This is a genomic window from Pseudomonas sp. DY-1 (assembly GCF_003626975.1).
Lineage (GTDB): Bacteria > Pseudomonadota > Gammaproteobacteria > Pseudomonadales > Pseudomonadaceae > Metapseudomonas.
This window is the reverse complement of the sequence record NZ_CP032616.1, coordinates 2030911-2055719: the sequence shown is the minus strand read 5'-3', so window position 1 is coordinate 2055719 and position 24809 is coordinate 2030911. Positions and strand designations below refer to the sequence as shown.

Genomic DNA, 24809 nt, shown 5'->3' with positions numbered 1-24809 from the left:
ATACCTCTCCGCCGACTCTCGCCGGCAGCTGGTGGGGTAGGTGGGGAAGGGGTTACTTGCGACCGGACAGCGGCCTGCCGTGGTCGTCGTACTCGGGCCGAGCCGGAGGGTAGGCATCGGCGGTCATGGCCTGGTCGATGGCTGCGCGCAGGTTCTCGTCGTAGTTCTCTCCCACGACCCGCTCATGCGGCGCTCCCATGAAGTGGCCGACGACCTCAATGCTGATGGTGCTGTCGCCGGCGTCCGCGTTTGGGCTGCTGTCGTAGCGAACGTCCCAGCAGTTCGCGGCGATGGCGTCGAGCCGGTCCTTGTCCTTGCGCAGCGCCTCCAACTCTTCCCGAAGCCTGGCGTTCTCCTTCTCCACCTTCAGGTGATCCTCTTCCAGCACAACGGTCTCCCGCTTGCTGTACTGCATGAAATCGACCATGGCGCTGTGGCGTTGGGCTCTATCCATTGCTGACCTCCTCGAATTCGCGCACGAAGGCTGCGACGGTCTTGTAGTGAGTGCGCCCATCCCATACCGGGCGGAGGACGTAGCAGGGGCCACGCGTCTTCCAGCCTGGCCATTCGCGCTCCACCAGATCGGTCCGATAGAGGGCGCCATCACGTTTTCGGCGGAAGGTGCTCATGGTTGTTGCTCCTTCGCTGCCATGTCTCGCTCATCTATCCAGCCGACGACGTCTGCGCCCCAGTCTTTGCGGTCGAACTGCTGGCCACTGAACGGCCAGCGGTAGCCGTCACCGTTTCGTTCCAAGTGGCGCAGAACGCTGCCGCACGAGAGTTGGATGGCAATCTGGTCGCACTCCGGAAACTCATCCGGGTCGGGCGAGTACCAGTCGATGACGAGCTTTCGGACGGCTTCCACGACATTGGGAATCTCGAACTTAGCCCTCGAGTTGCCGAGGAGGCTCACGATCTGGCGGATGCCAGTCTCCCAGCGATCCTTCCGCACCACCTTCCCGTCGTCGCGGAACTCGTAGTCTTCGGGCTTAGCATCGCGAAACTCCGGCATCCGGAAGTCGCGCTCGGTTACTTCACGCACGGTCCTGCTCCTTCCGCTCATAGGCGGCGGTGAACTCGGAAATTTCGGTGCTCAGGTCCTGCGCCAGGACGCTGGAGTGGTTGAGGTGGTTCTTGGCGCGCTTGAGAAGGGCGATGGCCTGGGCCAGGGGATGGTCGGTAAGCAGGGCGTCGGTCTTCTGCTGGAAGGCGGAGGGCTGCATGCTGGTGGTCATGGCGCCACCTGCTGCGCATTGCGCGCCTGGATGGCTTCACGAACCTGAGCAGTCAGCCACTCGACGGCTTCATCTGCCTGGCCAAGTTCGCCGGTATCTCGCCGGCGCCGACACATTGCGCTGGTCTGCTCCATGTCGATCTCGACGGCTCCAGCCGCAATGGCCAGGGCGCGCTTGCTGAGGGCAATGTCGAAGTGTTCCTTGTGAGTGCCCGGATACTGGAGCCACCTGCGCTGCACGCCAATCCTGTCGGCCATGGCCAACAGCTCTTCGGTGGTGTCGGCGATCATGTGGCTCATCTTCATGCGCCCGAAGTTGCCGAGCTTGGACTCATGCATGTTGTCGACGTAGACGGTCATGCTGGCAGCCCTCCCGGCGTGGCCAGTGCCCTGCGCCCGATGTCCGCCGCCATCACCCGGAGGATTCCCAGGTTGCAGGCAATGTGGTGCTCAAGCATGGCACCCTTGGATTTTTCCCAGCCGGGCAGCAGGGCCATCAGGTCGCAGGTCAGGAGCTGCGGGATGGCCTGCTTCATGTAGTCCTCCCAGCCGTCCTGGGGCGGGTTCTCGGCGGGGTTCTCCACCTGGTAACCCAGGGCGCGGAGGCGGGCGGCTTCGGCATTGAAGGCCGGGTAGTTGAACTCGGGCAGGCCGGTCATGGGGCCGGCGAGGTAGATGCGCTTCATGCCTGCACCTCCGGCGCCGCCGGCAGCGGCATCCAGTGGGTGACGCTGTACAGATAGCTCCCGTACCCGTTGTAGAGGCCGTCCTCTCGCCTTGTTCCGGTTTGCCGCCAGTACCCTTCACCGTCAGAGCGAAGCCCTGCAACCAGAAGAGGCTCGCCGATTTCAGGCATCCGCTCGGTTACCGGCACCCACTGCGGCGCTGCTTCCTGCTTTCCGCGCAGGCGTCCCAGTGCATAGGAGGCGTCCTGAAACTTGATGGCGTCGTCGCTCAGGCGCTGGATCACCTCGCAGTGCTGGCTGTGGATTCGCTCCATCAGTTCCTGGTCGTTCGGGTGGATCGCTTTTTCTGCAGACATGACGGGGCCTCCCTGGCGTGTATCGCCAAGCTGAGTAGGTAGGGGATGGATCAGGACTTGGGTGGAACGGGGATGCAGCGGAAGCAGTCGCAGTCGTTGGTGCGCTTGCCGGTGACTCGGCAGTAGATCGGTGGGGTCATCGTCTGTTTCTTCCTCCGCCAGCCTTCAGCGAGGCGTCGTGGTTGGCCTGGCGGAACTCGCTGCAGATGACCACCACGTCCGCTCCGTCTCGTCGGTGAACCGGCATGGCGTGAAAGGGCAGGGCTGAGCAGTCGTCGTGGGCCTTGGCGCAGGCAGAACAGCGGCCGCCCTTGGGATAGTAACTGGGCATATAAATTCCTCCCTGGGTTATATTTGACTATTTCATCCGTTATGAGGGTTCAGGATGTCAGGCAGATTTCTCTACAAGTATGTTTCCTTTGATTCCGGTTACTTGGTTTTGGATATCAACACAAAGAACAAAATCAAGTTTTCTGAGCCTTCAAGATTTAATGATCCTTTTGACTGTAATCCCGTGTACAGGGAAACAAAGTCACCGACAAAGGCCCGGCCAGATTTTTTTCGGCGGGTAGAGTGGGCTGGTTTACCGCCCGCAAAAAGACTTCAGGCTAATCAAAAAGCCATAAATCGGGTTAACTTTGCATTTCGAGATGGGCGTATTCAGGAGCAAACTCTAAGCGCTGTCGGAATACTTTCTCTCACTCGAACTCCATGGAGTACTTTGATGTGGTCGCATTACGCAGCACATCACACGGGGTTTGTTGTCGAGTTTCAGGAGCCTGAAGTCTTTCAGGTAGGTCAAGATGGCACAGATCCTAAGTGGCTGGTCACGTTTCCGGTTGAATATGTGAAGGAGCGTCCAGTCATTGATGTTTGGGAGCGGGCTTCTCCAGAAAGTATAGATAGGCTCTTTGTATACAAGAGTGATGAGTGGCGATACGAGGAAGAGGAGCGAGTTGTTCGATATCAGGGTGGTGCTGGCGTATTCGCGTTTGAGCCGTCTCTGATCAAAAGTGTCATTGCAGGCTGCCGGATCTCTGATGATGACTTCCAGAGACTCAGATCGGCAGTGCAGGAAGCAAACAGGGGGCGGTCAGACGCGATCAAAATTTATAGGGCTCAATTAGATTCCAAAAAGTACCAACTGAATATTAGAGACTTTCATCGGCCGCGCCCGGTGGTGAGCGCCTGCCCGATCTCTGAGTGTGACTGCAGATCAGCCCATCACCCTTCGCCGTAGTGGCGCTATGGCATGGAGTGGGGTAGGTTCGGGGAATTGTTAGTTAGGAGTAATGATGTGGAGCGGAAGTCCAGTACCCACGGGCAGATTGATCTTGAAAAGATGATGCAATCCGGCCATTCGATTGCTTGGCTTTCAAAACTTAGCTGGGAAATAGCGGAAGTTATACAGTGCATAGATAAAAATCCCGCTGCAAGGATTTTCAAGTCAATGAACTGCGCTATTACGGCATGGCATATGAGTGATTGGATTTGGCAGTTTAGCGATCCGGCCATGAAGCTAAAGCTAGCTATGTGCTTAGGTGACGAGAGCATCAATGACAAAAAGAAATTTTGCCTGGCCGTGCAGAGGGTATGCCCTGCCATAGCATTGTGCAGGCAGATTGGAACTGCTGTTAAGCATGTTTCTGTTGATTACAATCGTCCAGAAGTATCAACCCAAGTAGTTCGAAGTGAAGATAAAAAATACAAGGTAAAGATCATTGATGGCGTAAATGAATACGTTGATTTCGACGTTTACACAGCAGCCCTTGAGGCCTGGGCGCGAATCTATGTTCACGCCGAGCTTCCTTTGTGGGAAAAAGTGGCTGAAATGTGGCCAAACTGGAGATCAACTTAAGTCATCTTGTTGACTTATCACACCACCCTGCAATGCCACGACTGCGCATAGGCCACCCCGTCGATGATCTCCGTTCCGGTGATCACCAGGGAATCACCGATGAGGCTGTGCACCTGTACGTCGTAGAGGGGTGGTAGCTCTGGCTGGAGTCGACCTTCAGCCTGGATCGATGCCGCCAGGGCTGGCCGCTCCATCGGGGTGTTCTTGGCCAATCCGATCCTGACGTCACCTCGGATAGGGGTGGCGTTGACGTCTTGGCGCCTCTTCATGGCGCGGCCCTTGTGGCGCATTCGTTGGATTTCGAAGTGCATGGCGAATACTGGATAAATGAACAGTATTCTGCGCATGCACCTGATCGGCCGTCCAGGCCTCCCCGATCAGCGAGCCCGGGATAGCTCACTGGAGTGTCTTGATGCGCTCCAGGATCATGGTCAAGGCGCGCCCCAGACCCGTGGAATAGTCCGTCCTATACAGTTCTTGTGAACTGCTGGCACCCGCCTTCCTCAATTCGGTTGCCAGGTCGAGGAGTTCGTCCAAGGCCGGGCGTCCCAGCGGTGAAACTCTGGAATCGGCGATGAGGGTGTCGAGCATGGCTGGGATGTCTCCGAGGCACATGCCTTCGGTGGTGACGATCTCTTTGGCCATTTCTAGGCCGGCTGCGTGCTGTTGAGTGGGCTTGTTCATGACCGTCTCCGGTGGTGGGCGCCTATTGGGTAGACACCCGGCCACAGGAGACGGTCAGGTTATTTCTCGGCTCAGGCTGCCTGGGCGCGGTAAAGCCTGATCAGCTTGCCGGCGTTCAACTCGATCAGGTCGGCCGGGTCCTGGGGGCAGACGGCATTGCCGATGCCCTTGATCTGGTCGGCCTCCGAGATTCCTTTCCACTGCAGCTCGCCGGTCACCGGGTCTTCGAACAGGCCGCGGTCGATGATGTAATCCTCGCGGAACCCCATCGATATCTTCAGCTCGCGGGCTTTCAGCATCCGCAGGGTGAAGTCCACTAGCACGTAGTCGCCGATCAGCACCAGGTCGACCGGTTCGCTGGCTCGATGTGTTGGCGAACTCCGTCAGGTACGGCGCCAGGGAGCCATCCTCCAGCGGTACGATGAAAGGCTTGTCCGTCTCGACCACATGCTTCCAGAAGCCCTTGGCCACGCGCCGGTTGGAGTTGGCGACCAGGCGATCGTCGATGATCGACTTGCCCAGGTTGGAAAAGTCGATGCACTCCCAGACTGGCCTCCAGCCCTGCTGGCCCTTGCCCGGGTTCTGGTGAAACTTCGGCTTGGTCCAGAGGATGGGCTCGCCATCGCGGCGCGCGATCAGGAACAGGCGCTTGCGGATGGTGGGGGTACCGGCGTTGGCCGCGACCCGCACCTGCCACTCCACTTTGTACCCCATGCCGCGCATCAGGTCGGCGGCGGTCACGTGCTTGCCGATGGCCTGCAGGATGTCGTCGAAGTCCGGGTGATCGGCCGGCAGGCCTTCGCCCAGGGCAGCAATGAAGGCCTTGAAGGTGCGCCCACGCTCGCTCTTGATCGGTTTGTGGTCTTCACCCAGCGGGCCCCAGTCCTGAAACTCCTCGACGTTCTCCAGGAAGATCATGCGCGGCCGGGTGGCCTGGGCCCACTGGATCACCACCCATGCAAGGCTGCGGATCTTCCGGTTGACCGGCTTCCCGCCCTTGGCCTTGCTGAAGTGCCGGCAGTCCGGCGAGGCCCAGAGGATGCCCACCGGCTGGCCGCCGGTGGCTTCGACCGGGTCCACCTCGAACACGTCGGTGATGAAGTGCTTGGTGTTCGGGTGGTTGGCGCGGTGAATCGCAATCGCCGTGGGGTTGTGGTTGATCGCGATGTCCGGATGCCTGTAGACGCTCGCACCGCCATCGCTGGCGCCGCCGATGCCGGCAAACAGGTCGACGTACAGCTCCCATTCCAGTGGGAGCGGCAGGGGCTGGAATGCCGTCATGCTGCTTATTCCTTGTTGGCTTGGATTGGCTACAGTTCATTGGCCTGCAGCAGAGGAGGTGGGGCGTGATGAAGTGCTTTATCTGTGGTTCAGAAGCGAGCCAGGGGGCATCTACTGGTGACTACGAATGGCTGGCTTGCCCTGCCTGTGGTGAATACAAGGTCACCAGGTCAGCCCTTGAGCTGCTGTCGAAGAACGGCTGGTCGTTCAACGTTGATGAATCAAGGAGGTGGATCGCCAGCTATCAAGGGACCGGCGAAATAGCGGTCATAACGGCTGACCGGGCTGCAAGGCTCATCTAGCGATCTTCTTGGAGTCGTTGAAGATGTCGAGCTGGGCGGCGCCCTCGATCCAGGCAGTAGCCAGGCGCGCCCGCGCGATTTCGGCATAGCCGGGGTTGAGTTCGCAGAGGACCGAGAGCCGGCCTTCCTGCATGGCCACCAGGCCGGTAGTGCCGGCACCGCCGAATGGATCAAGCACGAGGCCTCCGCGCGGAGCGCCGGCCAGGATGCAGGGGCGGATCAGGTCGGGCGGGAAGGTGGCGAAGTGAGCTCCCTTAAATCCGACGGTGGCCACCGACCAGACGCTGCGCTTGTTGCGCTTGTCGCTGTAGTCGATGTCGGGGCGGTCGGGGCGGTGCTGACCCTTCTGGCCGTGCTCGCCGGCCGTGGCTTTCGTTTCCCGGGCGAAGCTGTATCGCTTGCTGCGCTTGCCGCCGACGGCCTTCATGGCGCCGTTGGTTTTCCCCGGCACCCGATCCCTGCCTTCCTGATCGTCCCAGCCTTCCTGGGCCAGACGCTCCACCGAGGCTGGCGCCAGGGGTTCGGATATCGCGGCTTGGTCGAAGTAGTAGCGGCGCGACTTGCTGAGCAGGAACAGGTACTCATGAGCCTTGGTGCAGCGGTCCCGAATGCTCTCGGGCATGGGGTTCGGCTTGTGCCAGATGATGTCCTGGCGCAGGTACCAGCCGTCATCCTGCAGGGCGAAGGCAAGGCGCCAGGGCATGCCCATCAGGTCCTTGTGCTTCAGCCCGGCTGGCGCTGATCGCCATCCGGAGGCCTTGCTCCGACCCTTCCAAGCGCCGTCCCCGCGCTCGGCCATGTACGAACCGCCACCACCTCGGCCACCAGTGGCGTAGCTGTCTCCCATGTTCACCCAGCAGGTGCCGTCGTCGCGCAGCACCCGGCGCACCTCGCGGAACACCTCAACCAGCCTGGTGATGAACTCGGCAGGGGTTTCCTCCAGCCCGATCTGGCCATCCACGCCGTAGTCGCGCAGGCCGAAGTAGGGCGGGCTGGTGACGCAGCAGTGCACGGACTGATCGGGCATCTGGCGCAGCAGCTCCAGACAATCCCCGACCAGAATCTGGTGGGATGGCGTCATGCTTTCTCCAGGTCGAGCGATGCCGTGCCGCTGGTGCGGCTGGCGGGTGGGATAGTTTGTTTGGCGTCTTGACTGACCTGCGCTGAGCAAAAGCGCTTGCGCCAGTGTCTTACGAGCATCTGGCGCTCCCGCGACTTCGGCGGGGGCTTGTTCCTTTCCCTATGCTGAGGTTGCGTGATGCGCGTACTGCCATTCCTGGTCGCGTTCTTGTTGTTCTCCTCCGTTGCCAGCCAGCCTGGTCAGGTCATTGCCGGCGATAAGTGGGAGGACGAGTACCGAGATGGCCCGTGTCGCGTCAAAGAGGTCTCGGACAAGGGCGATTACAAGCTGGAGGTCAAGTGCCCGGATGGGCGTGGTCGAACCTGGCCTCGTGGAGAGTGGAAGGACGAGTACTGGGACGGCCCCTGCCGGGTCAAGGTCGAAGCCAAGCGTGATGAGTACAAGAAAGAGGTGAAGTGCGAGGACGATTGATGTCTGCGCACTAGGCTTCTTCCCGGTCCATGCTGGCGGCCCGGCGGGCGCCTTCGGCTTACCGGCTGGAGGTCTCGGAGCGCGATCGGCGCGCCGATGCCCAGTCCAGAACTGAAGAACAGCGTCGCCAGAAGGCGGTGGATGAGGTGGGGAATGAAGCAGAAGGGAAATTGGAAGTGGCTCGGGTCGATGCTGCTCGGGCTGGCGATGCTCTCCAGCGGCTGCAGCAGCGATTCGACGAGGCTGAGCGAAGGAGTCGCGCCTGCGGCAATTCCTTTACTGCCCAACTCAGCCAGGCAGCCGAAGTCGAGGCCCGAATGCGAGCCGACCTGCTCGGCCGGATTGGAGAGGCTGCTGGATTCTATGCTGCCGAAGCCGACGAGCGAGGAACAGCGGGGAAGGCCTGTGAAGTTGCCTATGGTCGATTGAGAGGAAGGTGAACAGAAAAGCCGCCATGTCGATGGGGAAGGGGCATGGCGGCAGTCGTGTTTTTGTTCTTTATGGGGCGGCTGCGTCAGGGGGCTTCCCCAGAAGATGCGCAGCCTTCGTCCCTCTAAGGGGACGCCTTCAGCATACTCCGATTCAAGGCAGGCCAGCGGTACGGCTCGGGTGCGCGATGAGATGCAAGAAATTGCCGCGATAGCGAGCAGGTACCGCGGCAGAAGTGTTCCAGCGAAAAGAGCCAGCCAGGTTCGGGCTGGGCCGATTCAAAGCTGACTGGCTCAGTGCCCTCATGAGCAAGGGCACAAGGGGAGCATAGGTCTGTATGTATACCTGCACGTTTGTAGGTGACAGGTGGATGGCTGGGGCTATTCAGTCAGCACCACGTCCACTGGATCCAGTAGCTCCGGAGAGTCGTTCCGGCGTTGTTGATGCCAGCTGGAAGACCTAGAAAAGCGTCGATAGGTACGGTATCGAACGGACGTTCCAGGGCGTGCGGAGTTAAATCAATCTCTCGAATGGTCATGGAACTGACCGGCCCTGCCTTGGAGTGATCCCATGAGAACCAAACTGGACAGCCGGTTGCAAGGAAGGCTTTCCGCGCTTCTGCCTGGACACATCGTCAAGTGCTCATTTGCGTCGGACGGAGTAGTAGGCGCAGCGATAGACAACCCGGCAACGGGGGAGAGCTGGTGGATCACCGGGATCGCAAAGCAATCGTTAACGGGGAAAGAGCCGCTCGAGGAGACAGTCGACCAGCTCCTGGTCGAGATTCGCGCTTTAAGGGGAGAGGAGGTCCCGCTGCTGCTCGCAGTGGAGGAGAGCAGCGCCCTAAAGTAGACGAAGGGAAATGCCCGCTCGATCCGGCCCGAAGAAGAATGACAGCCGGCAGGTGAAGGTGAAATCGCTGCTGGTGGTTGGGCGGCAACGGCTCGGCTACGAGCGGGAGCTGGTGGCGGCGCAGCAGGCGTGCCAATAACTGTCCTGCTGACGCGAAGGTCTCAGATCAGGGCCATCAATCTCTACAATAGGTCTGGATTGGCCGCGTATTCCGCAGCCTCGCGAGCGTCCTCTTCGGCCTCGTCTATCCCCCACCTAGCCCTTTCCTCATACAGTCGATCAATTAGCATTCTTAGCAGTGTTTTGAAGTCAGCAGTTGGATCGTGGGGGCACTTAAGTCTTTTCAGTTGCTTCGTTATATGAGCTTTTGAGCTGCTGCATGCCTCGTCTTCATGCTCGCCTTCAAGAGCCGCGAGCCAACTTTGGAGGTGCTTGACTAGTGTCCTGCTTGGGACGGGGCCAACAGGGGCTCCATGCCGCGTTTTTGTACGCATCTCTGGTCTAGCTCCTGGCGGCCGCCGATGTGCCAGAGCACTTCAATGGCCCGCACATGGTCTGTGTTCCGTGGACGAATAGAGTAGCGTAGGGGGGAGGTCAGTGCCCAGAACGGACGGGAAAGGCTGTCTAAAACTAACTCGACTGATCCCGGAAATACTGGCTCTCCGGGGCGCTATCTCGGCATTTCGTTTTAGACAGTTTCGATCTCGAAGTTAGGCAGGGCGGGCGCTGCAGCGTCGTCGTTACGCTACTGCTGCATTACTGGAAGTCAGCGGGCCCTTCCTTTATATATAGGAAAGGCTGCGGGCTGTGGCAGAAATGCCCTCAAAATCGTTTCCGCAACTAAAACCGGGCCCCGCGTGGCACTAAGCCTCCAGCCCGGTATAATTTGCGCCGTTGTGGAAACGAAAAGGCTATAAGTCCTTGATTGATAAAGATTCTCCGGCAGCCAATTCGGCTGCCGCTGGCATTTACAGAATTGCCCTTGGCGTTGAATACAAGGGTTCGCGATATCGCGGCTTCCAGCGCCAGATCGACGGGGTTCCTTCTATCCAGGGCGCGCTGGAGAAAGCCCTTTGCCGTGTGGCGGGTGGTGCCCCGGTGACACTCTCCTGCGCCGGACGTACCGACGCCATGGTTCATGCCAGTGGCCAGGTCGTGCACTTCGATACACCCGTCTCGAGGTCTGCGCTCTCCTGGGTGATGGGGGCTAACGCGAACCTGCCGCCGGATATCAGTGTTACCTGGGCGCGGGAGATGCCGAAGAATTTCGATGCCCGCTTCAGCGCCATGGCCCGGCGCTATCGCTATGTGATCTACAACGACGAGATTCGTCCGGCGCACATGGCTGAGGAAGTGACCTGGAACCACCGCCCCCTGGATGTCCAGCGTATGCGCGAGGCTTCGCGCTGCCTGGTGGGAACCCATGACTTCAGTGCGTTTCGCGCCAGACAGTGCCAGGCGAAATCGCCGATCAAGACGGTGCATCACCTTGAGCTGATTGAGCACGGACGCCTGATCGTGCTCGATATCCGCGCCAATGCATTCCTCCACCACATGGTGCGCAATATCGCCGGGGTGCTGATGACCATCGGTGCCGGCGAGCAGCCGGCGGAGTGGGCGGAGCAGGTGCTGGAGGGGCGGATCCGTCGGGAGGGCGGCGTGACAGCGCATCCCTATGGGCTCTATCTGGTGCGTGTCGAGTACCCCGAAGAGTTCGAGCTCCCCCAGCGTTACCTGGGGCCGCACTTTCTTTCCGGTTTGCCGGATTGCGCGGGCTGACGCTGCGTCAGGCCTTTGCTAACATCCGTGGTCTTTAGCCTTCAGGTGCCCGCATCTTGTCAGCCGTTCGCATCAAAATCTGCGGTATTACCCGAATCGAGGACGCCCTGGCTGCGGTTGCTGCCGGGGCGGATGCCATAGGTTTTGTGTTCTACGCCAAGAGTCCGCGCGCCGTAACTTCTGCCCAGGCGGGTGCCATCATCGCTGCGCTGCCGCCATTCGTGACTACTGTCGGGCTCTTCGTCGACATGCCGCGGGCTGAGCTGAAGCAGTTGCTGGAAGTGGTGTCCCTTGACCTGTTGCAGTTCCACGGAGATGAAAGCCCGGCGGACTGCGCGGGCTACGGTCGCCCCTACATCAAGGCGCTGCGGGTCAAGCCGGGTGATGATGTTGCGGCGGCGATCGCACGCTACCCCGACGCATCCGGTGTTCTGCTCGACACCTATGTCGCGGGCATCCCTGGTGGCACCGGCGAAGCCTTTGACTGGAGCCTGGTGCCCCGGAATGCGGCAAAGCCGGTGATTCTCGCTGGCGGTCTGACCCCCGAGAATATCGGCGAAGCGGTGCGCCAGGTTTGCCCTTATGCCGTGGATGTCAGCGGTGGCGTCGAGGCCAGCAAGGGCATCAAGGACGCAGCAAAGATTCAAGCCTTCATCCAACGGGCACGTGCCTGACATGCAGATCGCGGAAGATTTCGCGTATTTGCTTGCTGGCGCGTCTCCTGCATATGTGACGGACAGCGCGTCGCTGCCGTCCATAACCGAGTTGCCCAGTCAGGCGAAGCCTGTCGGGTCACGCGGCAAGGCTGCGTCGATCGGGCCTGTTTTTTTAGAGGGTGGTGGTGAGGCCATCACCAGGGTGATCCCCGGTTACATGCTGAGTGCCGGGGTCGCAACCATGAATTCGCTCAAGGACATGCGCGGGGCTATGAACCGCTAGCGCGTGTTCGGGCCTGAAAGCTGTGGAGAACTAGAGCATGAGCAACTGGCTGGTAGACAAGCTGATCCCTTCGATCATGCGTTCTGAGGTGAAGAAGAGCTCCGTTCCGGAAGGCCTCTGGCACAAGTGCCCGTCCTGCGAGGCGGTGCTTTACAAGCCCGAGCTGGAAAAGACGCTGGACGTCTGCCCTAAGTGCAACCACCACATGCGCATCGACGCGCGCACTCGCCTGAACATCTTCCTGGACCCGGAAGGTCGCGAAGAGATCGGGGCTGACCTGGAACCGGTAGATCGCCTGAAGTTCCGTGACAGCAAGAAGTACAAGGACCGCCTGGTAGCCGCCCAGAAAGATACCGGCGAGAAAGATGCGCTGATTGCGATGAGCGGCACCCTGCACAAGATGCCGATCGTGGCTTGCGCCTTCGAGTTTTCCTTCATGGGGGGCTCGATGGGGGCCGTCGTCGGTGAGCGCTTTGTTCGCGCCGCCAACGTTGCCCTGGAAAAGCGTTGCCCGCTGGTCTGCTTCTCCGCCTCCGGTGGTGCGCGGATGCAGGAAGCCCTGATTTCTCTGATGCAGATGGCCAAGACCTCCGCAGTCCTGGCCCGCCTGCGTGAAGAGGGCATCCCCTTCATTTCCGTACTGACCGACCCGGTCTACGGTGGCGTTTCGGCCAGTCTGGCGATGCTTGGCGACGTGATCGTCGGCGAGCCGCGCGCCCTGATCGGCTTTGCCGGTCCGCGCGTGATCGAGCAGACCGTGCGCGAGAAGCTGCCGGAAGGCTTCCAGCGCAGCGAGTTCCTGCTGGAGCACGGCGCCATCGACATGATCATCCCACGCGCAGAGCTGCGAGAGCGCCTTGGTCGGCTGCTGGCGCAGATGCTGCGTCTACCTTCCCCGGCTATCGCATGACCCAGAAAACCCTTGCCGACTGGCTTTCCTATCTTGAACAGCTCCACCCCACAGCCATTGACATGGGGTTGGAGCGTAGCCGCGAAGTTGCCGAACGGCTGGGCCTGACCCGGCCGGCTCCGAAAGTGATCACGGTCACCGGCACTAACGGCAAGGGTTCCACTTGCGCTTTCCTGGCCGCGCTATTGCGCGCTCAAGGGCTCAGGGTTGGTGTGTACAGCTCGCCGCACTTGCTGCGTTACAACGAGCGCGTCCAGTTGAACGGCCAGGAGGCTACCGATCAGGCGCTCTGCAATGCGTTCGCCGCGGTAGAAGCCGCGCGCGGCGAAATCTCTCTTACTTATTTCGAAATGGGCACCCTGGCAGCCTTTTGGTTGTTCCAGCATGCAAGCCTCGATGCCGTGGTGTTGGAAGTTGGCCTTGGCGGTCGCCTGGACGCAGTGAATCTGGTGGATGCCGATCTCGCTCTGGTGACCAGCATCGGCCTGGATCACGCGGACTGGCTCGGCGACACACGGGAAAGCGTGGCCTTCGAGAAAGCAGGCATTTTCCGCGCGGGCAAGCCGGCCCTGTGTGGCGATCTGGACCCGCCTCAACCGCTGTTGGACCAGGCGCATGCGCTTGCCGCGCCGCTGTTCTTGCGCGGAAGAGAATTCGACCTGGCGCAGGGCGATGGCGGTTGGCACTGGCGTGGTACCTGCGCTTCCGGGCAGGTGCTGGAACTGCATGATCTGCCTCTGCTCGACTTGCCTATGGAAAACGCCGCTCTGGCACTTCAGGCCTATGCGCTGCTGGGCATGCCCTGGCAGCCGGAAGCCCTCCAGGCCGCGCTGATCGGTACGCGGGTCACCGGAAGACTGGATCGCCGCAACCTCGACTGGCACGGCAAGAGGGTTTCCCTGCTGCTGGATGTCGGTCATAACCCCCATGCGGCCGAGTACTTGGCGGCACGCCTCGCTGCCCGCCCGGTTGCCGGCAACCACCTGGCTGTTTTCGGTCTGCTTTCCGACAAGGATCTTCCCGGCGTTCTTGGCCCCCTGAGCGCGCGACTGGCCCACTGGGCTGTGGCGCCATTGCCCACCCCGCGTAGCCGTCCCGCATCGGAACTGCAGGCGGCATTGACGAACCTTCACGCAAGCGTCAGTGTCCACGAAAATATCGCCGCAGCTCTCGAGGCGCAGTGTGAGCGGGCGTCACCGGACGACGAGATTCTGGTGTTCGGTTCGTTCTACAGTGTGGCTGAGGCGCTGAGCTGGCTGGATAACCAAGCAGCGGGGGAGTAGGGGAAATGGCTGTAATGGACAAGGGACTCAAGCAACGTATCGTCGGCGCTCTGGTGCTGGTGGCGCTGGCGGTGATCTTCCTGCCCATGCTGTTCAGTCGCGAGGACGAGATGCGCCAGGTGGTGGTCGAGGCTCCGCCCATGCCGAAGGCGCCGGAAATGCCGCCGGTGGAGCTCGAGCAGGTCCAGGTGCCGGAGCCGCAAGCTCTGCCTCAGGAGCCTGTGCCGCCGCTGGAGCCTGTCGACGACGCACTCGCTTCGGCTATGCCTCCGGCCGAGGAGGCCGCACCGACAGCGCCCGCCCAACCGACCGCACCTGCCGTTCCGGTTCCTGCGCAGCCGCAACCTGCGGCACCAGCTCAGGCTAAGACACCGGTGCCCGTGCCGGCTGCTCCCATTGCGGCGGTCAAGGCCGAAGAGAAGCGTCTGGATCTCAATGGCTTGCCGGTCAGTTGGTCGATCCAGCTCGCCAGCCTGTCCAGTCGCGCCAGTGCCGAGAACCTGCAGAAGAACCTGCGTACCCAGGGCTATAACGCCTACATCCGCAGCGTGGAGGGCATGAACCGAGTGTTCGTCGGCCCGGTAATCGAGCGTGCCGAGGCCAATCGCCTGCGCGACCAGCTCTCCCGTCAGCAGAAGCTGAACGGCTTCATCGTCCGTTTCCAGCCGGAAAAGACCTGATAGAGCAGGTTAATCGAGCCCTTTCTGCTCCGCGGGTTACCGGAGTGGAAGGGCTCTGCTAAAATGCAGCGCCTTTTCTGTTTGTGGGCCGCATCGTGGCATTCACCTGGGTCGATTGGACGATAATCGCCATCATCGCCGTTTCCAGTCTGGTCAGTTTGAGTCGGGGCTTCGTCAAGGAAGCCCTCTCGCTCCTGACCTGGATAGTCGCAGGTGTTGTTGCCTGGACCTTCGGCGGCGCCTTGTCGCTGCACCTCACTGAATTCATCGAAATGCCTTCGGCGCGCATCATCGCCGCATGCGCCATTCTCTTCATCGCCACCTTGCTGGTGGGTGCCTTGATCAATTTCCTGATCGGCGAACTGGTCAGGGTTACCGGTATGGACGGCACTGACCGCGTGCTGGGCATGGCCTTTGGCGCCGCCCGTGGTGCGCTGCTGGTTGTGCTGCTGGTCGGCCTGCTTAGCCTGGCACCGGTGCAACAGGATCCCTGGTGGCAGCAATCTACGCTGTTACCGCATTTTCTAATGGTCGCTGACTGGTCGAAGAACCTTATTCTGGGCTTCACCAGTCAGTGGCTCGCGAGCGGCATCAGCTCACCCAGCTGATGCGTCGCAACTGGAAGCATGCTCGTCCATGCCCAAACGGCCTGGACGGGTACTTGATTAGCCTGAACTACTAGCAGGGGTTGCGTCACATGTGTGGCATCGTCGGTATCGTCGGTAAGTCGAACGTCAATCAGGCGCTGTATGACGCGCTTACCGTGCTTCAGCATCGCGGCCAGGACGCTGCCGGTATTGTGACCAGCCATGATGGCCGGCTCTTCCTTCGCAAGGACAACGGTCTCGTCCGTGACGTCTTCCAGCAGCGCCACATGCAGCGCCTGGTCGGCAGCATGGGCATCGGCCACGTGCGCTATCCCACTGCCGGCTCCTCCAGCTCCGCAGAGGCCCAGCCGTTCTACGTCAACTCGCCTTATGGCATCACTCTGGCGCACAACGGCAACCTGACCAACGTCGAGCAACTGGCCAAGGAAATCTACGAATCCGACCTGCGCCACGTGAACACCAATTCCGACTCGGAAGTGCTGCTCAACGTGTTCGCCCACGAGCTGGCTCACCGCGGCAAGCTGCAGCCTACCGAGGAAGATGTATTCGCCGCGGTTTCCGGCGTGCACGCGCGCTGCAAGGGTGGCTACGCCGTGGTTGCGATGATTACCGGGTACGGCATCGTCGGCTTCCGTGATCCCCATGCGATTCGCCCGATCGTCTTCGGTCAGCGCCACACCGACGAAGGCGTCGAGTACATGATCGCTTCCGAGAGCGTGGCCCTTGATGTGCTGGGCTTCACCCTGATTCGCGACCTGGCCCCGGGCGAAGCGGTTTACATCACCGAGGAAGGCAAGCTGTTCACCCGCCAGTGCGCGGCTGATCCGCAGTATTCCCCCTGCATCTTCGAGCATGTATACCTGGCCCGCCCGGACTCCATCATGGATGGCATCTCCGTCTACAAGGCGCGTCTGCGCATGGGCGAGAAGCTTGCCGAGAAGATCCAGCGCGAACGTCCCGAGCACGACATCGACGTGGTGATTCCGATTCCGGATACCAGCCGCACCGCTGCCCTGGAGCTGGCCAATCACCTGGGTGTGAAGTTCCGCGAAGGCTTCGTGAAGAACCGCTATATCGGCCGTACCTTCATCATGCCGGGCCAGGCCGCGCGCAAGAAATCCGTGCGCCAGAAGCTGAACGCGATCGAACTGGAATTCCGCGGCAAGAACGTGATGCTGGTGGATGACTCCATCGTTCGCGGCACCACCTGCAAGCAGATCATCCAGATGGCCCGCGAAGCTGGCGCCAAGAACGTTTACTTCTGCTCCGCCGCTCCGGCGGTGCGCTATCCGAACGTGTACGGCATCGACATGCCCAGCGCCCACGAGCTGATCGCCCACAACCGTTCCACCGAGGAAGTGGCCGAACTGATCGGTGCTGACTGGCTGGTATACCAGGACCTGCCGGACCTGATCGACGCAGTGGGTGGCGGTAAAGTGAAGATCGACCACTTCGACTGTGCGGTCTTCGACGGCCAGTACATCACCGGCGACGTGGATGAGCACTATCTGAACAAGATCGAGCAGGCCCGTAACGACGCCAGCAAGGCCAAGGCCCACGCGGTCAGCGCCATTATCGATCTGTACAACAACTGAGTCGCGCGTCTGGCGGCGAGTCGTAAGTCTGTAGCCCGGATCGCATCCGGGCTTCGTTTCTGAAGAGGTAGGGATATGACGCAGGAATGGGAAGCCGGAAGGCTGGACAGTGACCTGGAAGGCGCCGCCTTCGAAACCCTGGCCGTGCGAGCTGGCCAGCGCCGTTCGCCGGAAGGTGAGCACGGCGAGGCCATGTTCCTGACCTCCAGCTACGTGTTCCGCACTGCCGCCGACGCTGCTGCGCGTTTCGCCGGCGAAGTCCCGGGCAACGTCTATTCGCGCTACACCAACCCGACCGTTCGGACCTTCGAAGAGCGAATCGCTGCCCTTGAAGGTGCCGAACAGGCTGTGGCTACCGCCTCTGGCATGTCGGCGATCCTCGCCATTGCCATGAGTCTGTGCAGCAGCGGCGATCACGTACTGGTCTCCCGTAGCGTGTTTGGCTCCACCATCAGCCTGTTCGAAAAGTACCTCAAGCGCTTCGGCATTGAAGTCGACTATCCGGCGCTGTCCGACCTGGATGGCTGGAAGTCCGCGATTAAACCGAACACCAAGCTGCTGTTCGTCGAGTCTCCTTCCAATCCTCTGGCCGAACTGGTGGATATCCCCGCCCTGGCCGAGATTGCCCACGCCAAAGGCGCTCTGCTGGTGGTAGACAACTGCTTCTGTACCCCAGCCCTGCAACAGCCTCTGAAGCTGGGGGCCGACATCGTCATGCACTCGGCCACCAAGTACATCGACGGCCAGGGACGCACAATGGGCGGTGTGGTCGCCGGTCGCGCCGAGCATATGAAGGAAGTGGTGGGTTTCCTGCGTACCGCGGGCCCGACCCTGAGCCCCTTCAATGCCTGGGTGATGATGAAAGGTCTGGAAACCCTGCGCGTGCGCATGCAGGCCCATTGCGCCAGCGCTCTCGATATCGCCCGGTGGCTGGAGCAGCAATCCGGTGTCGAGCGCGTCTACTACTCAGGGCTGGAAAGTCATCCGCAGCACGAGTTGGCCAAGCGTCAGCAGAAAGGCTTCGGCGCGGTAGTCAGCTTCGAGGTCAAGGGCGGGAAGGAAGCGGCCTGGCGTTTCATCGACGCCACCCGGATGATTTCCATCACTACCAACCTGGGCGACACCAAGACCACCATCGCCCATCCGGCCACCACTTCCCACGGGCGCCTTTCGCCTCAGGAGCGGGCCAATGCGGGTATCAGTGACAGCCTGGTCCGCTTGGCCATTGGCCTGGAAGATGTGGCGGACCTCAAGGCCGATCTGGAGCGTGGGCTCGCCGCCCTGTGATCGATTGGGCCTTGCAGGCGACTGCGCCAAATAACGGCAAGGTCGCCCTGGTTACCGGCGCGGCGCGCGGGATCGGTTTGGGTGTATCCGCCTGGCTGATCGCTGAAGGCTGGCAAGTGGTGCTTGCCGACATCGACCGCGCCCGTGGTGCTCGGGTAGCCAAGGCATTGGGTGAGAATGCCTGGTTCGTCGGCATGGATGTCGCCCATGAAAGTCAGGTGGCGGTGGGCGTGGCTGAAGTGCTCGGGCAGTTCGGCCGCCTCGATGCCCTGGTCAGCAACGCTGCTATTACCGACCCCCACAATCCGCCGCTGGAGAGCCTAGAACTGGCCCGCTGGAACCGCCTGCTGGCGGTCAATCTGACGGGGACCATGTTGCTCGCCAAGCATTGTGCGCCATACCTGCGAGGACATAAGGGCGCCATTGTCACGATCGCCTCTACTCGTGCGCATCAATCGGAGCCCGACAGTGAGGCCTATGCCGCCAGCAAGGGCGGCCTGTTGGCGCTGACCCATGCGCTGGCCATGAGCCTGGCGCCCGACATCCGGGTCAACGCCGTGACGCCCGGCTGGATCGACGCCCGCGACCTGTCCGCCCGCGAAGAAGCACCCCTCTCCCAGTCGGACCACGAGCAGCACCCGGTGGGCCGTGTCGGTCTGGTGGAAGACGTTGCTGCCCAGGTGGCTTGGCTGCTGTCGGAGAACGCCAGTTTCGTTACCGGTCAGGAGTTCATGGTCGATGGCGGCATGACGCGCAAGATGATCTATCTCGGCTGATAGGCAATCGGGCTGGAAAGAAGAGGGCGGCTACACCTCGAAGGTGGGCCGCCCATTTTTGTGCCTGGCTGCCTGAAAGAAGGACTCGCGTCGGGGCTGAGTCACGAGCCCCTGAGCATCACGGTTTGCGCAGGTCGACCGCCGGAGTCTGCGGGTTGTCGAACAGTTGCACCGGCTCTCGCGGCAGGATGGAAGGCCGGCCTTCCTTGTCGTGTTCGCCGACGATGCGGATATCGTTGTATTTCTTCCCGGACAGGGCCGCGATGCCGGCGCGGTCGCGGACCACGGTCGGGCGCAGGAACACCATCAGGTTGCGCTTCACATGTGTGTCCTTGGTCGAGCGGAACAGTCGGCCAAGGATGGGGATGTCGCCCAGCAGCGGCACCTTGGAATCGGTCTGGGTAATGTCGTCCTGGATCAGGCCGCCCAGCACAATCACCTGACCGTCTTCGGCGAGGATGGTGCTCTTGATCGAGCGCTTGTTGGTGATCAGATCCACCGCTTGTGCGGTCAGGGTGGCGGAGGGAGCGATGGAGGAGATTTCCTGCTCGATCTCCAGGCGCAGAGTGGCGCCTTCATTGATGTGCGGGGTCACCTTGAGGGTCACGCCGATGTCCTGGCGCTCAATGGTGGTGAAGGGGTTGTTGGCGCCTGATGCGTCAGTGGTGAAGGTGCCGGTCTGGAAGGGCACGTTCTGGCCTACGAGGATCTCCGCCTTCTGGTTGTCGAGCGTCAGCAGGCTGGGCGTCGACAGCAGGTTGCTCTTGCTGTTGGCCGAGAGGGCGGTGATCAGGGCGGCGAAGTTGTCGGTACCAATGCCGATGATGGCGCCATCGGGCAGGGTGTCGGGAATCTCGTCGTCGCGGATGGCGTTGAGCACGGTGCCCACCGAGAGGCCGGTGTTGCCGAAATTCACGCCCCCCAGGCCGCCGGTGCTGCCGCGTGCATCCACCGCCCACTGCACGCCCAGCGCGTCGGTGATGTCGCCGGATATTTCGACGATGGCCGCTTCGACCATCACCTGGGCGCGGGGTACGTCGAGCTGGCGGACGATATCTTCCATGGCCGTTACCACATCCGGCTCGGCCAGCATGACCAGCGCGTTCAGGCTCTCGTCAGCGCGGATCAAAATGTTCTGTGGCTTGCCGCCTGAAGCGGCGCCGCCCCCTTCACCGCCCCCTTCTTCGCTCTTCAGGCCTTCGGATATTTCGCCGAGGGTTTCCGCGAGCGCCTTGGCGTCGTTGTGGCGTAGACGGATCACCCGTGTATTGGCAGAACGCGAGGTAGGCGTGTCGAGGGACTGCGCCAGGGCAGCCAGCTTCGCCCGGGCAGACGGTGGGCCGAGGATGATGAGTCGGTTGGTGCGGGCATCGGCTATCACCTGGGTGCCCGACGTCCCCTTGGATTGACCACGGTTGAGGGACGCGTTGAGCACTTCGGCGGCGTCCATGACCCAGGCGTGCCGGAGGTTGAGCACCGTGTAGTCACGGTCACCCTTCTGGTCGAGTTGGCGCATCAGGTCTTCGATACGCGCGATATTGGCCGCGCGGTCGCTGATGATCAGGGCGTTGGCCGAGGTCACAGCCGCCAGGTGGCCGTACTGGGGAACGAGCGGTCGAATCAGTGGGATGAGTTCGGTCACCGGGGTGTGCTGCACCTGGATCACCCGGGTCTCCAGGCTTTCCGCGCCAGCACGGCTGCTGGCGGCCTCCGCCTTGGCTTCGGCGTTGGGGATGATGCGTGCCTGGTCGCCCTGGGCGACGACGGTGAAGCCGTGGGTTGCCATCACTGAAAGGAACAGCTGATACACCTCGTTGAGCCCGAGTGGTGCCTTTGACACAACGCTGACCTGGCCCTTCACTCTCGGGTCGACGATGAAGGTCTCGCCGGTGATGTCGGCGATCTGGTCGATGAACTCGCGGATATCGGCGTCCTTGAGGTTGATGGTCCAGCCGTCCTGCTGCTGCTGTTGTGCACTGCCAGGAGCGGCGGCCGGCTGTGCGGCGAGCAGGGACAGGGGCGCGGTCAGCATCCCGGCGGCGATCAGGGCGAGCGTGAGGCGCGAGAAGGTCAGGGGCATCGTGTCATTCGCTTTCCTGGGACTGTTCGGCGGAAGGATCGGAGACGGTGTTTTCCGGGTCTTCCATCTGTTGGCGCAGCTTTTCCATGCGCTCGCGCAATTCCGCGGCGTTGTCTTCCTGCAGGCCGTTGAGTTCGTCGATCACTGCGGCAGAGGGCTCGTCAGGGACGCCACCGACAGGGGTGAAGCGTGAGCGCGGTTCCGGGAAACTGAGACTTTCCAGGCGACCGTTGCGTTCGATCTCGACGCGATTGCGATACACCGCGTGTACTTTCACCCCGCTGGTGATCTCGTCACCGGCGGTAAAGCGACGCGGCTTGCCACCTTCGTACTGGATGATGGCAATGGACTTGTCCGGCCCAGCATGGACGAAACTGCCGAGCAAGGTCAGGCGCAGATTGGTAGTGGGGGGCGGGCCGCTTGGCTGGACCTTCGGCGCCGGGCCGAAGAGGGGCTCCAGGTTCTGCAGCGGCTGGCTGGTGGCACGCGGTTTTCCCTGCTGTTCGGGCGCCTCGGCTGGAGCATCCACCAGGCGCAACCACTCACGGGTCTGCCAGGCGAAGCTGGCCCCCATGACAAGCACCAACAGCGCACCGACAAGTGCAGGCGCGTGGCGTTGCAGCCAATGCACGGAATCCGAGGCTTGCAAGTGGGTCCAACTCCTAATGGGGCTTTTTTCTGGTTTTGTTTTTGGCAAATCTGCTTTGATCATAGCAGCGACTTTGCCGGCGATGGTCGGCCGTTCGGGTGATGTTGCGACACGGTCGCTGTGCTAAAGATATATGTGAATTTTTACGGCTTTAGGTGGTTTTGTTCACAAGCATCATAAGAATCGGACAGCGGCTCTGCACATTCGTCAGATTGCCCTGCAATACTTCTTTCTGGACCCACCTGAAATAGGCGCCCACGGATGAACCCTCCACTCGTTGAAGCCCCTCTGCGACGGCTACCGTTCGGATTCGCCAAGCGGCATGGTGTGTTGTTGCTCGATGGTGTGGAGCCCTGCCTGGCACACCGCCCGGGCGTCGAACTGGTAGCGCTGGCCGAGGCGCGTCGCTTCGCCGGGCGCAGCCTGCCGATGAAACCGCTCACCGGTGAGGCCTTCGAGCAGGCCTTGGCGCAGACCTATCAGCATGATTCCTCCGCCGCCATGCAACTCGCCGAAGACCTTGGCGGAAGCCTCGACCTTGCGGCCCTGGCCGAGCAGATTCCGGAAACCGAGGACTTGCTGGAGCAGGAGGACGACGCGCCGATCATTCGCTTGATCAACGCCATCCTCGGCGAGGCGATCAAGGAAAACGCCTCCGACATCCATCTGGAAACCTTCGAGAAACGCCTGGTGGTGCGCTTCCGCGTCGACGGCATACTTCGTGAAGTGCTGGAGCCCAAGCGTGAGCTGGCGGCCCTGTTGGTGTCGCGGATCAAGGTCATGGCGCGCCTGGATATCGCCGAGAAGCGCATTCCCCAGGACGGCCGCATTTCCCTGCGGGTTGCCGGACGCGAAGTCGACATCCGTGTTTCCACATTGCCGTCGGCCAATGGCGAGCGGGTGGTGTTGCGTCTGCTGGACAAGCAGGCCGGCCGCCTGACCCTGCAGCATCTGGGCATGAGCGATCGCGATCGCCACCAGCTGGAAGACACTGTGCGCCGCCCTCATGGCATCCTGCTGGTCACCGGCCCCACCGGTTCGGGCAAGACGACCACTCTCTACGCCAGCCTGGTCACGCTGAACGACCGCACCCGCAATATCCTTACCGTCGAAGACCCCATCGAGTACCACATCGAGGGTATCGGCCAGACTCAGGTCAACCCCAAAGTGGACATGACCTTCGCCCGTGGTCTACGTGCCATCCTGCGCCAGGACCCGGACGTGGTGATGGTGGGTGAGATCCGCGACCAGGAGACTGCCGAGATCGCCGTACAGGCATCGCTCACCGGTCACCTGGTGCTTTCGACCCTGCACACCAACAGCGCGATCGGTGCCATCACCCGCCTGGTGGACATGGGGGTCGAACCCTTCCTGTTGTCATCGTCCTTGCTTGGTGTGCTGGCCCAGCGCCTGGTGCGGGTGTTGTGCCCGCATTGCAAGGAGTCCTATCAGGCTGACTCCGCCGAGTGCAAGTTACTCGGTGTGGACCCGGGTAGCGCGCCGACCCTGTATCGCGCCCGTGGTTGCACGGAGTGCCACCAGCAGGGTTATCGCGGGCGCACCGGTATATACGAGCTGGTGGTGTTCGACGATCACATGCGCAGCCTGATTCACAGCGTTGCTTCAGAGCAGGAAATGATCCGCCACGCCCGGCTGTCCAGCCCAAGCATTCGCGAGGACGGCCGACGCAAGGTTTTGCTCGGGGTCACCACGGTGGAAGAAGTTCTGCGGGTCACCCAGGAAGAGTAAATGGCCGCATTCGAATACCTCGCGCTCGACGCCAAGGGCCGCCAGCAGAAGGGCGTGCTCGAGGCGGACAGCGCTCGCCAGGTGCGCCAGCTGCTGCGGGAGCGCCAGCTGGCCCCGTTGGAAGTGCGCGCGACCCGTGTCCGCGAGCAGGCCGAGCGTGGCCGCTTCAGCCTCTCGCGTGGCCTTTCCGCGCGTGATCTCGCCCTGGTGACGCGACAGCTCGCGACCTTGGTGCAGGCGGCGCTGCCCATCGAGGAAGCCTTGCGGGCGGCAGCCGCGCAGTCCAGCAGTTCGCGCATCCAGTCGATGTTGCTGGCGGTGCGCGCGCGGGTGCTGGAGGGGCACAGCCTGGCCAGCAGCCTGCGGGAGTTTCCATCGGCCTTCCCTGATCTCTATCGCGCCACGGTGGCGGCTGGGGAGCATGCAGGTCACCTGGGCCCGGTGCTGGAGCAGTTGGCCGACTACACCGAGCAACGCCAGCAGTCGCGGCAGAAGATCCAGCTGGCGTTGCTCTATCCGGTGATCCTGATGTGTGCGTCGCTGGCGATCGTCGCCTTCTTGCTGGGCTTCGTGGTGCCGGACGTGGTCAAGGTGTTCATCGATTCCGGACAGACCTTGCCTTTGCTCACCCGAGGGCTCATCGCGTTGAGCGATCTGGTCAAGCATTGGGGCTGGCTGATGTTGCTGGTGTTGGTCGCGGCCATCGTCGGTGCACGTTGGGCCTTGCGTGACCCCAACATCCGCCACCGCTGGCATGCCATGGTGCTGCGCATCCCGCTGGTGGGGCGGCTAGTGCGCGCCACCGATACGGCGCGCTTCGCGTCCACCCTGGCGATCCTGACCCGTAGCGGTGTGCCGCTGGTGGAGGCCCTTGGCATCGGTGCCGAAGTGATCGCCAACCGTGTGATCCGGGCCCATGTCGTGCTGGCTGCACAGAAGGTCCGCGAAGGCGGCAGCCTGACCCGCGCCCTGGAAGGCAGCGGCCAGTTCCCGCCGATGATGCTGCACATGATCGCCAGTGGCGAACGCTCTGGTGAGCTCGACCAGATGCTTGCCCGCACAGCGCGCAACCAGGAAAACGACCTGGCCGCGAGCATCGCCCTGCTGGTCGGGCTTTTCGAACCATTCATGCTGGTGGTGATGGGGGCAGTGGTGCTGATGATCGTGCTCGCCATCCTGCTGCCTATCCTTTCTCTCAACCAACTCGTGGGGTAATCGCGTGAATCTGCGCCGTAGTCAG

The 24809-nt window shown here is 61.6% G+C and carries 32 protein-coding genes; 18 read left to right on the top strand and 14 right to left on the bottom strand.

Going from position 1 to position 24809, the window contains the following annotated elements; all coding sequences use genetic code 11:
• Positions 1 to 52: 52 nt before the first annotated feature.
• The 8 genes from D6Z43_RS28105 to D6Z43_RS09870 form a co-directional block, all read right to left on the bottom strand.
• Entirely contained in the window at positions 53 to 454 is a 402-nt protein-coding gene (locus D6Z43_RS28105; RefSeq protein ID WP_178083603.1) for a hypothetical protein, read from the bottom strand.
• Positions 447 to 629 (bottom strand): hypothetical protein, encoded by a 183-nt coding sequence (locus tag D6Z43_RS09900; protein ID WP_120651771.1) that lies wholly within the window; start codon positions 627 to 629, stop codon positions 447 to 449. The genes D6Z43_RS28105 and D6Z43_RS09900 overlap by 8 nt, the downstream gene beginning before the upstream one ends.
• Positions 626 to 1042, bottom strand: coding sequence for a hypothetical protein (locus D6Z43_RS09895; RefSeq protein ID WP_256660982.1), 417 nt, complete (start codon positions 1040 to 1042; stop codon positions 626 to 628). Before D6Z43_RS09895 ends, D6Z43_RS09900 begins: the two co-directional genes overlap by 4 nt.
• Positions 1035 to 1235, bottom strand: a complete 201-nt coding sequence (locus tag D6Z43_RS09890) for a hypothetical protein (RefSeq protein WP_120651769.1) — start codon at positions 1233 to 1235, stop codon at positions 1035 to 1037. Before D6Z43_RS09890 ends, D6Z43_RS09895 begins: the two co-directional genes overlap by 8 nt.
• Entirely contained in the window at positions 1232 to 1594 is a 363-nt protein-coding gene (locus D6Z43_RS09885; RefSeq protein WP_120651768.1) for a DUF4031 domain-containing protein, read from the bottom strand. The genes D6Z43_RS09890 and D6Z43_RS09885 overlap by 4 nt, the downstream gene beginning before the upstream one ends.
• Complete coding sequence (locus D6Z43_RS09880; protein WP_120651767.1) at positions 1591 to 1920, bottom strand: DUF4406 domain-containing protein; 330 nt, start codon at positions 1918 to 1920, stop codon at positions 1591 to 1593. The genes D6Z43_RS09885 and D6Z43_RS09880 overlap by 4 nt, the downstream gene beginning before the upstream one ends.
• Positions 1917 to 2276, bottom strand: coding sequence for a DUF551 domain-containing protein (locus D6Z43_RS09875; RefSeq protein ID WP_120651766.1), 360 nt, complete (start codon positions 2274 to 2276; stop codon positions 1917 to 1919). The genes D6Z43_RS09880 and D6Z43_RS09875 overlap by 4 nt, the downstream gene beginning before the upstream one ends.
• A gap of 136 nt (positions 2277 to 2412) precedes the next feature.
• The gene (locus tag D6Z43_RS09870) at positions 2413 to 2607 is read right to left on the bottom strand and encodes a hypothetical protein (RefSeq protein WP_120651765.1); all 195 of its coding nucleotides are present in this window, start codon (positions 2605 to 2607) and stop codon (positions 2413 to 2415) included.
• Between the two features lie 393 nt (positions 2608 to 3000).
• Here D6Z43_RS09870 and D6Z43_RS27865 point away from each other — a divergent pair, with 393 nt between their 5' ends.
• Positions 3001 to 3516, top strand: coding sequence for a DUF2971 domain-containing protein (locus D6Z43_RS27865; protein WP_162945828.1), 516 nt, complete (start codon positions 3001 to 3003; stop codon positions 3514 to 3516).
• 57 nt (positions 3517 to 3573) lie between these two features.
• Positions 3574 to 4134, top strand: a complete 561-nt coding sequence (locus D6Z43_RS09860) for a hypothetical protein (protein WP_162945827.1) — start codon at positions 3574 to 3576, stop codon at positions 4132 to 4134.
• Between the two features lie 17 nt (positions 4135 to 4151).
• On the opposite strand, the gene D6Z43_RS09855 is transcribed toward D6Z43_RS09860, so the two are convergent.
• The 4 genes from D6Z43_RS09855 to D6Z43_RS09835 form a co-directional block, all read right to left on the bottom strand.
• Entirely contained in the window at positions 4152 to 4403 is a 252-nt protein-coding gene (locus D6Z43_RS09855) for a hypothetical protein (protein ID WP_162945826.1), read from the bottom strand.
• Between the two features lie 127 nt (positions 4404 to 4530).
• Positions 4531 to 4818: a hypothetical protein gene (locus tag D6Z43_RS09850; RefSeq protein WP_120651761.1), complete on the bottom strand. Its 288-nt coding sequence runs from the start codon at positions 4816 to 4818 to the stop codon at positions 4531 to 4533.
• A gap of 54 nt (positions 4819 to 4872) precedes the next feature.
• Positions 4873 to 6099 carry a DNA cytosine methyltransferase gene (locus D6Z43_RS09845; protein ID WP_305955714.1) on the bottom strand — a complete coding sequence of 409 codons (1227 nt, stop codon included), beginning with the start codon at positions 6097 to 6099 and terminating at the stop codon, positions 4873 to 4875.
• Between the two features lie 294 nt (positions 6100 to 6393).
• Positions 6394 to 7482, bottom strand: coding sequence for a site-specific DNA-methyltransferase (locus D6Z43_RS09835; RefSeq protein ID WP_120651759.1), 1089 nt, complete (start codon positions 7480 to 7482; stop codon positions 6394 to 6396).
• A gap of 177 nt (positions 7483 to 7659) precedes the next feature.
• Here D6Z43_RS09835 and D6Z43_RS09830 point away from each other — a divergent pair, with 177 nt between their 5' ends.
• The 14 genes from D6Z43_RS09830 (at position 7660) to D6Z43_RS09770 (ending at position 19091) form a co-directional block, all read left to right on the top strand.
• Positions 7660 to 7953, top strand: coding sequence for a hypothetical protein (locus D6Z43_RS09830; RefSeq protein ID WP_120651758.1), 294 nt, complete (start codon positions 7660 to 7662; stop codon positions 7951 to 7953).
• A 29-nt stretch (positions 7954 to 7982) separates the two neighbouring features.
• Complete coding sequence (locus D6Z43_RS09825; RefSeq protein WP_120651757.1) at positions 7983 to 8393, top strand: DUF2514 family protein; 411 nt, start codon at positions 7983 to 7985, stop codon at positions 8391 to 8393.
• A gap of 559 nt (positions 8394 to 8952) precedes the next feature.
• On the top strand, positions 8953 to 9234 hold the full coding sequence (locus D6Z43_RS09820; RefSeq protein ID WP_120651756.1) for a hypothetical protein: 282 nt from the start codon (positions 8953 to 8955) through the stop codon (positions 9232 to 9234).
• A gap of 10 nt (positions 9235 to 9244) precedes the next feature.
• Positions 9245 to 9373 carry a hypothetical protein gene (locus tag D6Z43_RS28335; protein WP_256660981.1) on the top strand — a complete coding sequence of 43 codons (129 nt, stop codon included), beginning with the start codon at positions 9245 to 9247 and terminating at the stop codon, positions 9371 to 9373.
• A 782-nt stretch (positions 9374 to 10155) separates the two neighbouring features.
• Positions 10156 to 11013: a tRNA pseudouridine(38-40) synthase TruA gene (gene truA / locus D6Z43_RS09815; protein WP_371924365.1), complete on the top strand. Its 858-nt coding sequence runs from the start codon at positions 10156 to 10158 to the stop codon at positions 11011 to 11013.
• 56 nt (positions 11014 to 11069) lie between these two features.
• Complete coding sequence (locus D6Z43_RS09810) at positions 11070 to 11687, top strand: phosphoribosylanthranilate isomerase (protein WP_120651755.1); 618 nt, start codon at positions 11070 to 11072, stop codon at positions 11685 to 11687.
• A gap of 1 nt (position 11688) precedes the next feature.
• Complete coding sequence (locus tag D6Z43_RS09805) at positions 11689 to 11952, top strand: hypothetical protein (RefSeq protein WP_120651754.1); 264 nt, start codon at positions 11689 to 11691, stop codon at positions 11950 to 11952.
• Between the two features lie 37 nt (positions 11953 to 11989).
• The gene (accD, locus tag D6Z43_RS09800; protein WP_120651753.1) at positions 11990 to 12862 is read left to right on the top strand and encodes an acetyl-CoA carboxylase, carboxyltransferase subunit beta; all 873 of its coding nucleotides are present in this window, start codon (positions 11990 to 11992) and stop codon (positions 12860 to 12862) included.
• On the top strand, positions 12859 to 14145 hold the full coding sequence (gene folC, locus D6Z43_RS09795) for a bifunctional tetrahydrofolate synthase/dihydrofolate synthase (protein WP_120651752.1): 1287 nt from the start codon (positions 12859 to 12861) through the stop codon (positions 14143 to 14145). The genes accD and folC overlap by 4 nt, the downstream gene beginning before the upstream one ends.
• Positions 14146 to 14150: 5 nt before the next feature.
• Positions 14151 to 14825 carry an SPOR domain-containing protein gene (locus D6Z43_RS09790; RefSeq protein ID WP_120651751.1) on the top strand — a complete coding sequence of 225 codons (675 nt, stop codon included), beginning with the start codon at positions 14151 to 14153 and terminating at the stop codon, positions 14823 to 14825.
• A gap of 95 nt (positions 14826 to 14920) precedes the next feature.
• Entirely contained in the window at positions 14921 to 15433 is a 513-nt protein-coding gene (locus tag D6Z43_RS09785) for a CvpA family protein (protein ID WP_077525450.1), read from the top strand.
• Between the two features lie 89 nt (positions 15434 to 15522).
• Positions 15523 to 17028, top strand: coding sequence for an amidophosphoribosyltransferase (purF, locus tag D6Z43_RS09780; protein WP_120651750.1), 1506 nt, complete (start codon positions 15523 to 15525; stop codon positions 17026 to 17028).
• A gap of 75 nt (positions 17029 to 17103) precedes the next feature.
• Positions 17104 to 18315: an O-succinylhomoserine sulfhydrylase gene (locus D6Z43_RS09775; RefSeq protein ID WP_120651749.1), complete on the top strand. Its 1212-nt coding sequence runs from the start codon at positions 17104 to 17106 to the stop codon at positions 18313 to 18315.
• Between the two features lie 11 nt (positions 18316 to 18326).
• On the top strand, positions 18327 to 19091 hold the full coding sequence (locus D6Z43_RS09770) for an SDR family oxidoreductase (RefSeq protein WP_256660980.1): 765 nt from the start codon (positions 18327 to 18329) through the stop codon (positions 19089 to 19091).
• Positions 19092 to 19209: 118 nt separating this feature from the next.
• On the opposite strand, the gene gspD is transcribed toward D6Z43_RS09770, so the two are convergent.
• Together gspD and D6Z43_RS09760 are read right to left on the bottom strand one after the other, a co-directional pair.
• Positions 19210 to 21171, bottom strand: coding sequence for a type II secretion system secretin GspD (gene gspD / locus D6Z43_RS09765; protein ID WP_120651747.1), 1962 nt, complete (start codon positions 21169 to 21171; stop codon positions 19210 to 19212).
• 4 nt (positions 21172 to 21175) lie between these two features.
• Positions 21176 to 21820, bottom strand: coding sequence for a type II secretion system protein N (locus tag D6Z43_RS09760; RefSeq protein ID WP_120651746.1), 645 nt, complete (start codon positions 21818 to 21820; stop codon positions 21176 to 21178).
• 261 nt (positions 21821 to 22081) lie between these two features.
• Between D6Z43_RS09760 and gspE the strand changes: the two genes are divergently transcribed.
• On the top strand, positions 22082 to 23569 hold the full coding sequence (gene gspE, locus D6Z43_RS09755) for a type II secretion system ATPase GspE (RefSeq protein ID WP_120651745.1): 1488 nt from the start codon (positions 22082 to 22084) through the stop codon (positions 23567 to 23569).
• Positions 23570 to 24784: a GspF family T2SS innner membrane protein variant XcpS gene (gene xcpS, locus D6Z43_RS09750; RefSeq protein WP_120651744.1), complete on the top strand. Its 1215-nt coding sequence runs from the start codon at positions 23570 to 23572 to the stop codon at positions 24782 to 24784.
• Positions 24785 to 24809: the final 25 nt, after the last annotated feature.

Bases quoted from the DNA above. Each gene is read 5' to 3' on its own strand.
- D6Z43_RS28105 (WP_178083603.1), bottom strand. From the start codon at position 454: ATGGATAGAGCCCAACGCCACAGCGCCATGGTCGATTTCATGCAGTAC.
- D6Z43_RS09900 (WP_120651771.1), bottom strand. From the start codon at position 629: ATGAGCACCTTCCGCCGAAAACGTGATGGCGCCCTCTATCGGACCGAT.
- D6Z43_RS09890 (WP_120651769.1), bottom strand. From the start codon at position 1,235: ATGACCACCAGCATGCAGCCCTCCGCCTTCCAGCAGAAGACCGACGCC.
- D6Z43_RS09885 (WP_120651768.1), bottom strand. From the start codon at position 1,594: ATGACCGTCTACGTCGACAACATGCATGAGTCCAAGCTCGGCAACTTC.
- D6Z43_RS09880 (WP_120651767.1), bottom strand. From the start codon at position 1,920: ATGAAGCGCATCTACCTCGCCGGCCCCATGACCGGCCTGCCCGAGTTC.
- D6Z43_RS09875 (WP_120651766.1), bottom strand. From the start codon at position 2,276: ATGTCTGCAGAAAAAGCGATCCACCCGAACGACCAGGAACTGATGGAG.
- D6Z43_RS09870 (WP_120651765.1), bottom strand. From the start codon at position 2,607: ATGCCCAGTTACTATCCCAAGGGCGGCCGCTGTTCTGCCTGCGCCAAG.
- D6Z43_RS27865 (WP_162945828.1), top strand. From the start codon at position 3,001: ATGTGGTCGCATTACGCAGCACATCACACGGGGTTTGTTGTCGAGTTT.
- D6Z43_RS09855 (WP_162945826.1), bottom strand. From the start codon at position 4,403: ATGAAGAGGCGCCAAGACGTCAACGCCACCCCTATCCGAGGTGACGTC.
- D6Z43_RS09850 (WP_120651761.1), bottom strand. From the start codon at position 4,818: ATGAACAAGCCCACTCAACAGCACGCAGCCGGCCTAGAAATGGCCAAA.
- D6Z43_RS09845 (WP_305955714.1), bottom strand. From the start codon at position 6,099: ATGACGGCATTCCAGCCCCTGCCGCTCCCACTGGAATGGGAGCTGTAC.
- D6Z43_RS09835 (WP_120651759.1), bottom strand. From the start codon at position 7,482: ATGACGCCATCCCACCAGATTCTGGTCGGGGATTGTCTGGAGCTGCTG.
- D6Z43_RS09830 (WP_120651758.1), top strand. From the start codon at position 7,660: ATGCGCGTACTGCCATTCCTGGTCGCGTTCTTGTTGTTCTCCTCCGTT.
- D6Z43_RS09825 (WP_120651757.1), top strand. From the start codon at position 7,983: ATGCTGGCGGCCCGGCGGGCGCCTTCGGCTTACCGGCTGGAGGTCTCG.
- D6Z43_RS09820 (WP_120651756.1), top strand. From the start codon at position 8,953: ATGAGAACCAAACTGGACAGCCGGTTGCAAGGAAGGCTTTCCGCGCTT.
- D6Z43_RS28335 (WP_256660981.1), top strand. From the start codon at position 9,245: ATGCCCGCTCGATCCGGCCCGAAGAAGAATGACAGCCGGCAGGTGAAG.
- D6Z43_RS09805 (WP_120651754.1), top strand. From the start codon at position 11,689: ATGCAGATCGCGGAAGATTTCGCGTATTTGCTTGCTGGCGCGTCTCCT.
- accD (WP_120651753.1), top strand. From the start codon at position 11,990: ATGAGCAACTGGCTGGTAGACAAGCTGATCCCTTCGATCATGCGTTCT.
- folC (WP_120651752.1), top strand. From the start codon at position 12,859: ATGACCCAGAAAACCCTTGCCGACTGGCTTTCCTATCTTGAACAGCTC.
- D6Z43_RS09790 (WP_120651751.1), top strand. From the start codon at position 14,151: ATGGCTGTAATGGACAAGGGACTCAAGCAACGTATCGTCGGCGCTCTG.
- purF (WP_120651750.1), top strand. From the start codon at position 15,523: ATGTGTGGCATCGTCGGTATCGTCGGTAAGTCGAACGTCAATCAGGCG.
- D6Z43_RS09775 (WP_120651749.1), top strand. From the start codon at position 17,104: ATGACGCAGGAATGGGAAGCCGGAAGGCTGGACAGTGACCTGGAAGGC.
- gspD (WP_120651747.1), bottom strand. From the start codon at position 21,171: ATGCCCCTGACCTTCTCGCGCCTCACGCTCGCCCTGATCGCCGCCGGG.
- gspE (WP_120651745.1), top strand. From the start codon at position 22,082: ATGAACCCTCCACTCGTTGAAGCCCCTCTGCGACGGCTACCGTTCGGA.
- xcpS (WP_120651744.1), top strand. From the start codon at position 23,570: ATGGCCGCATTCGAATACCTCGCGCTCGACGCCAAGGGCCGCCAGCAG.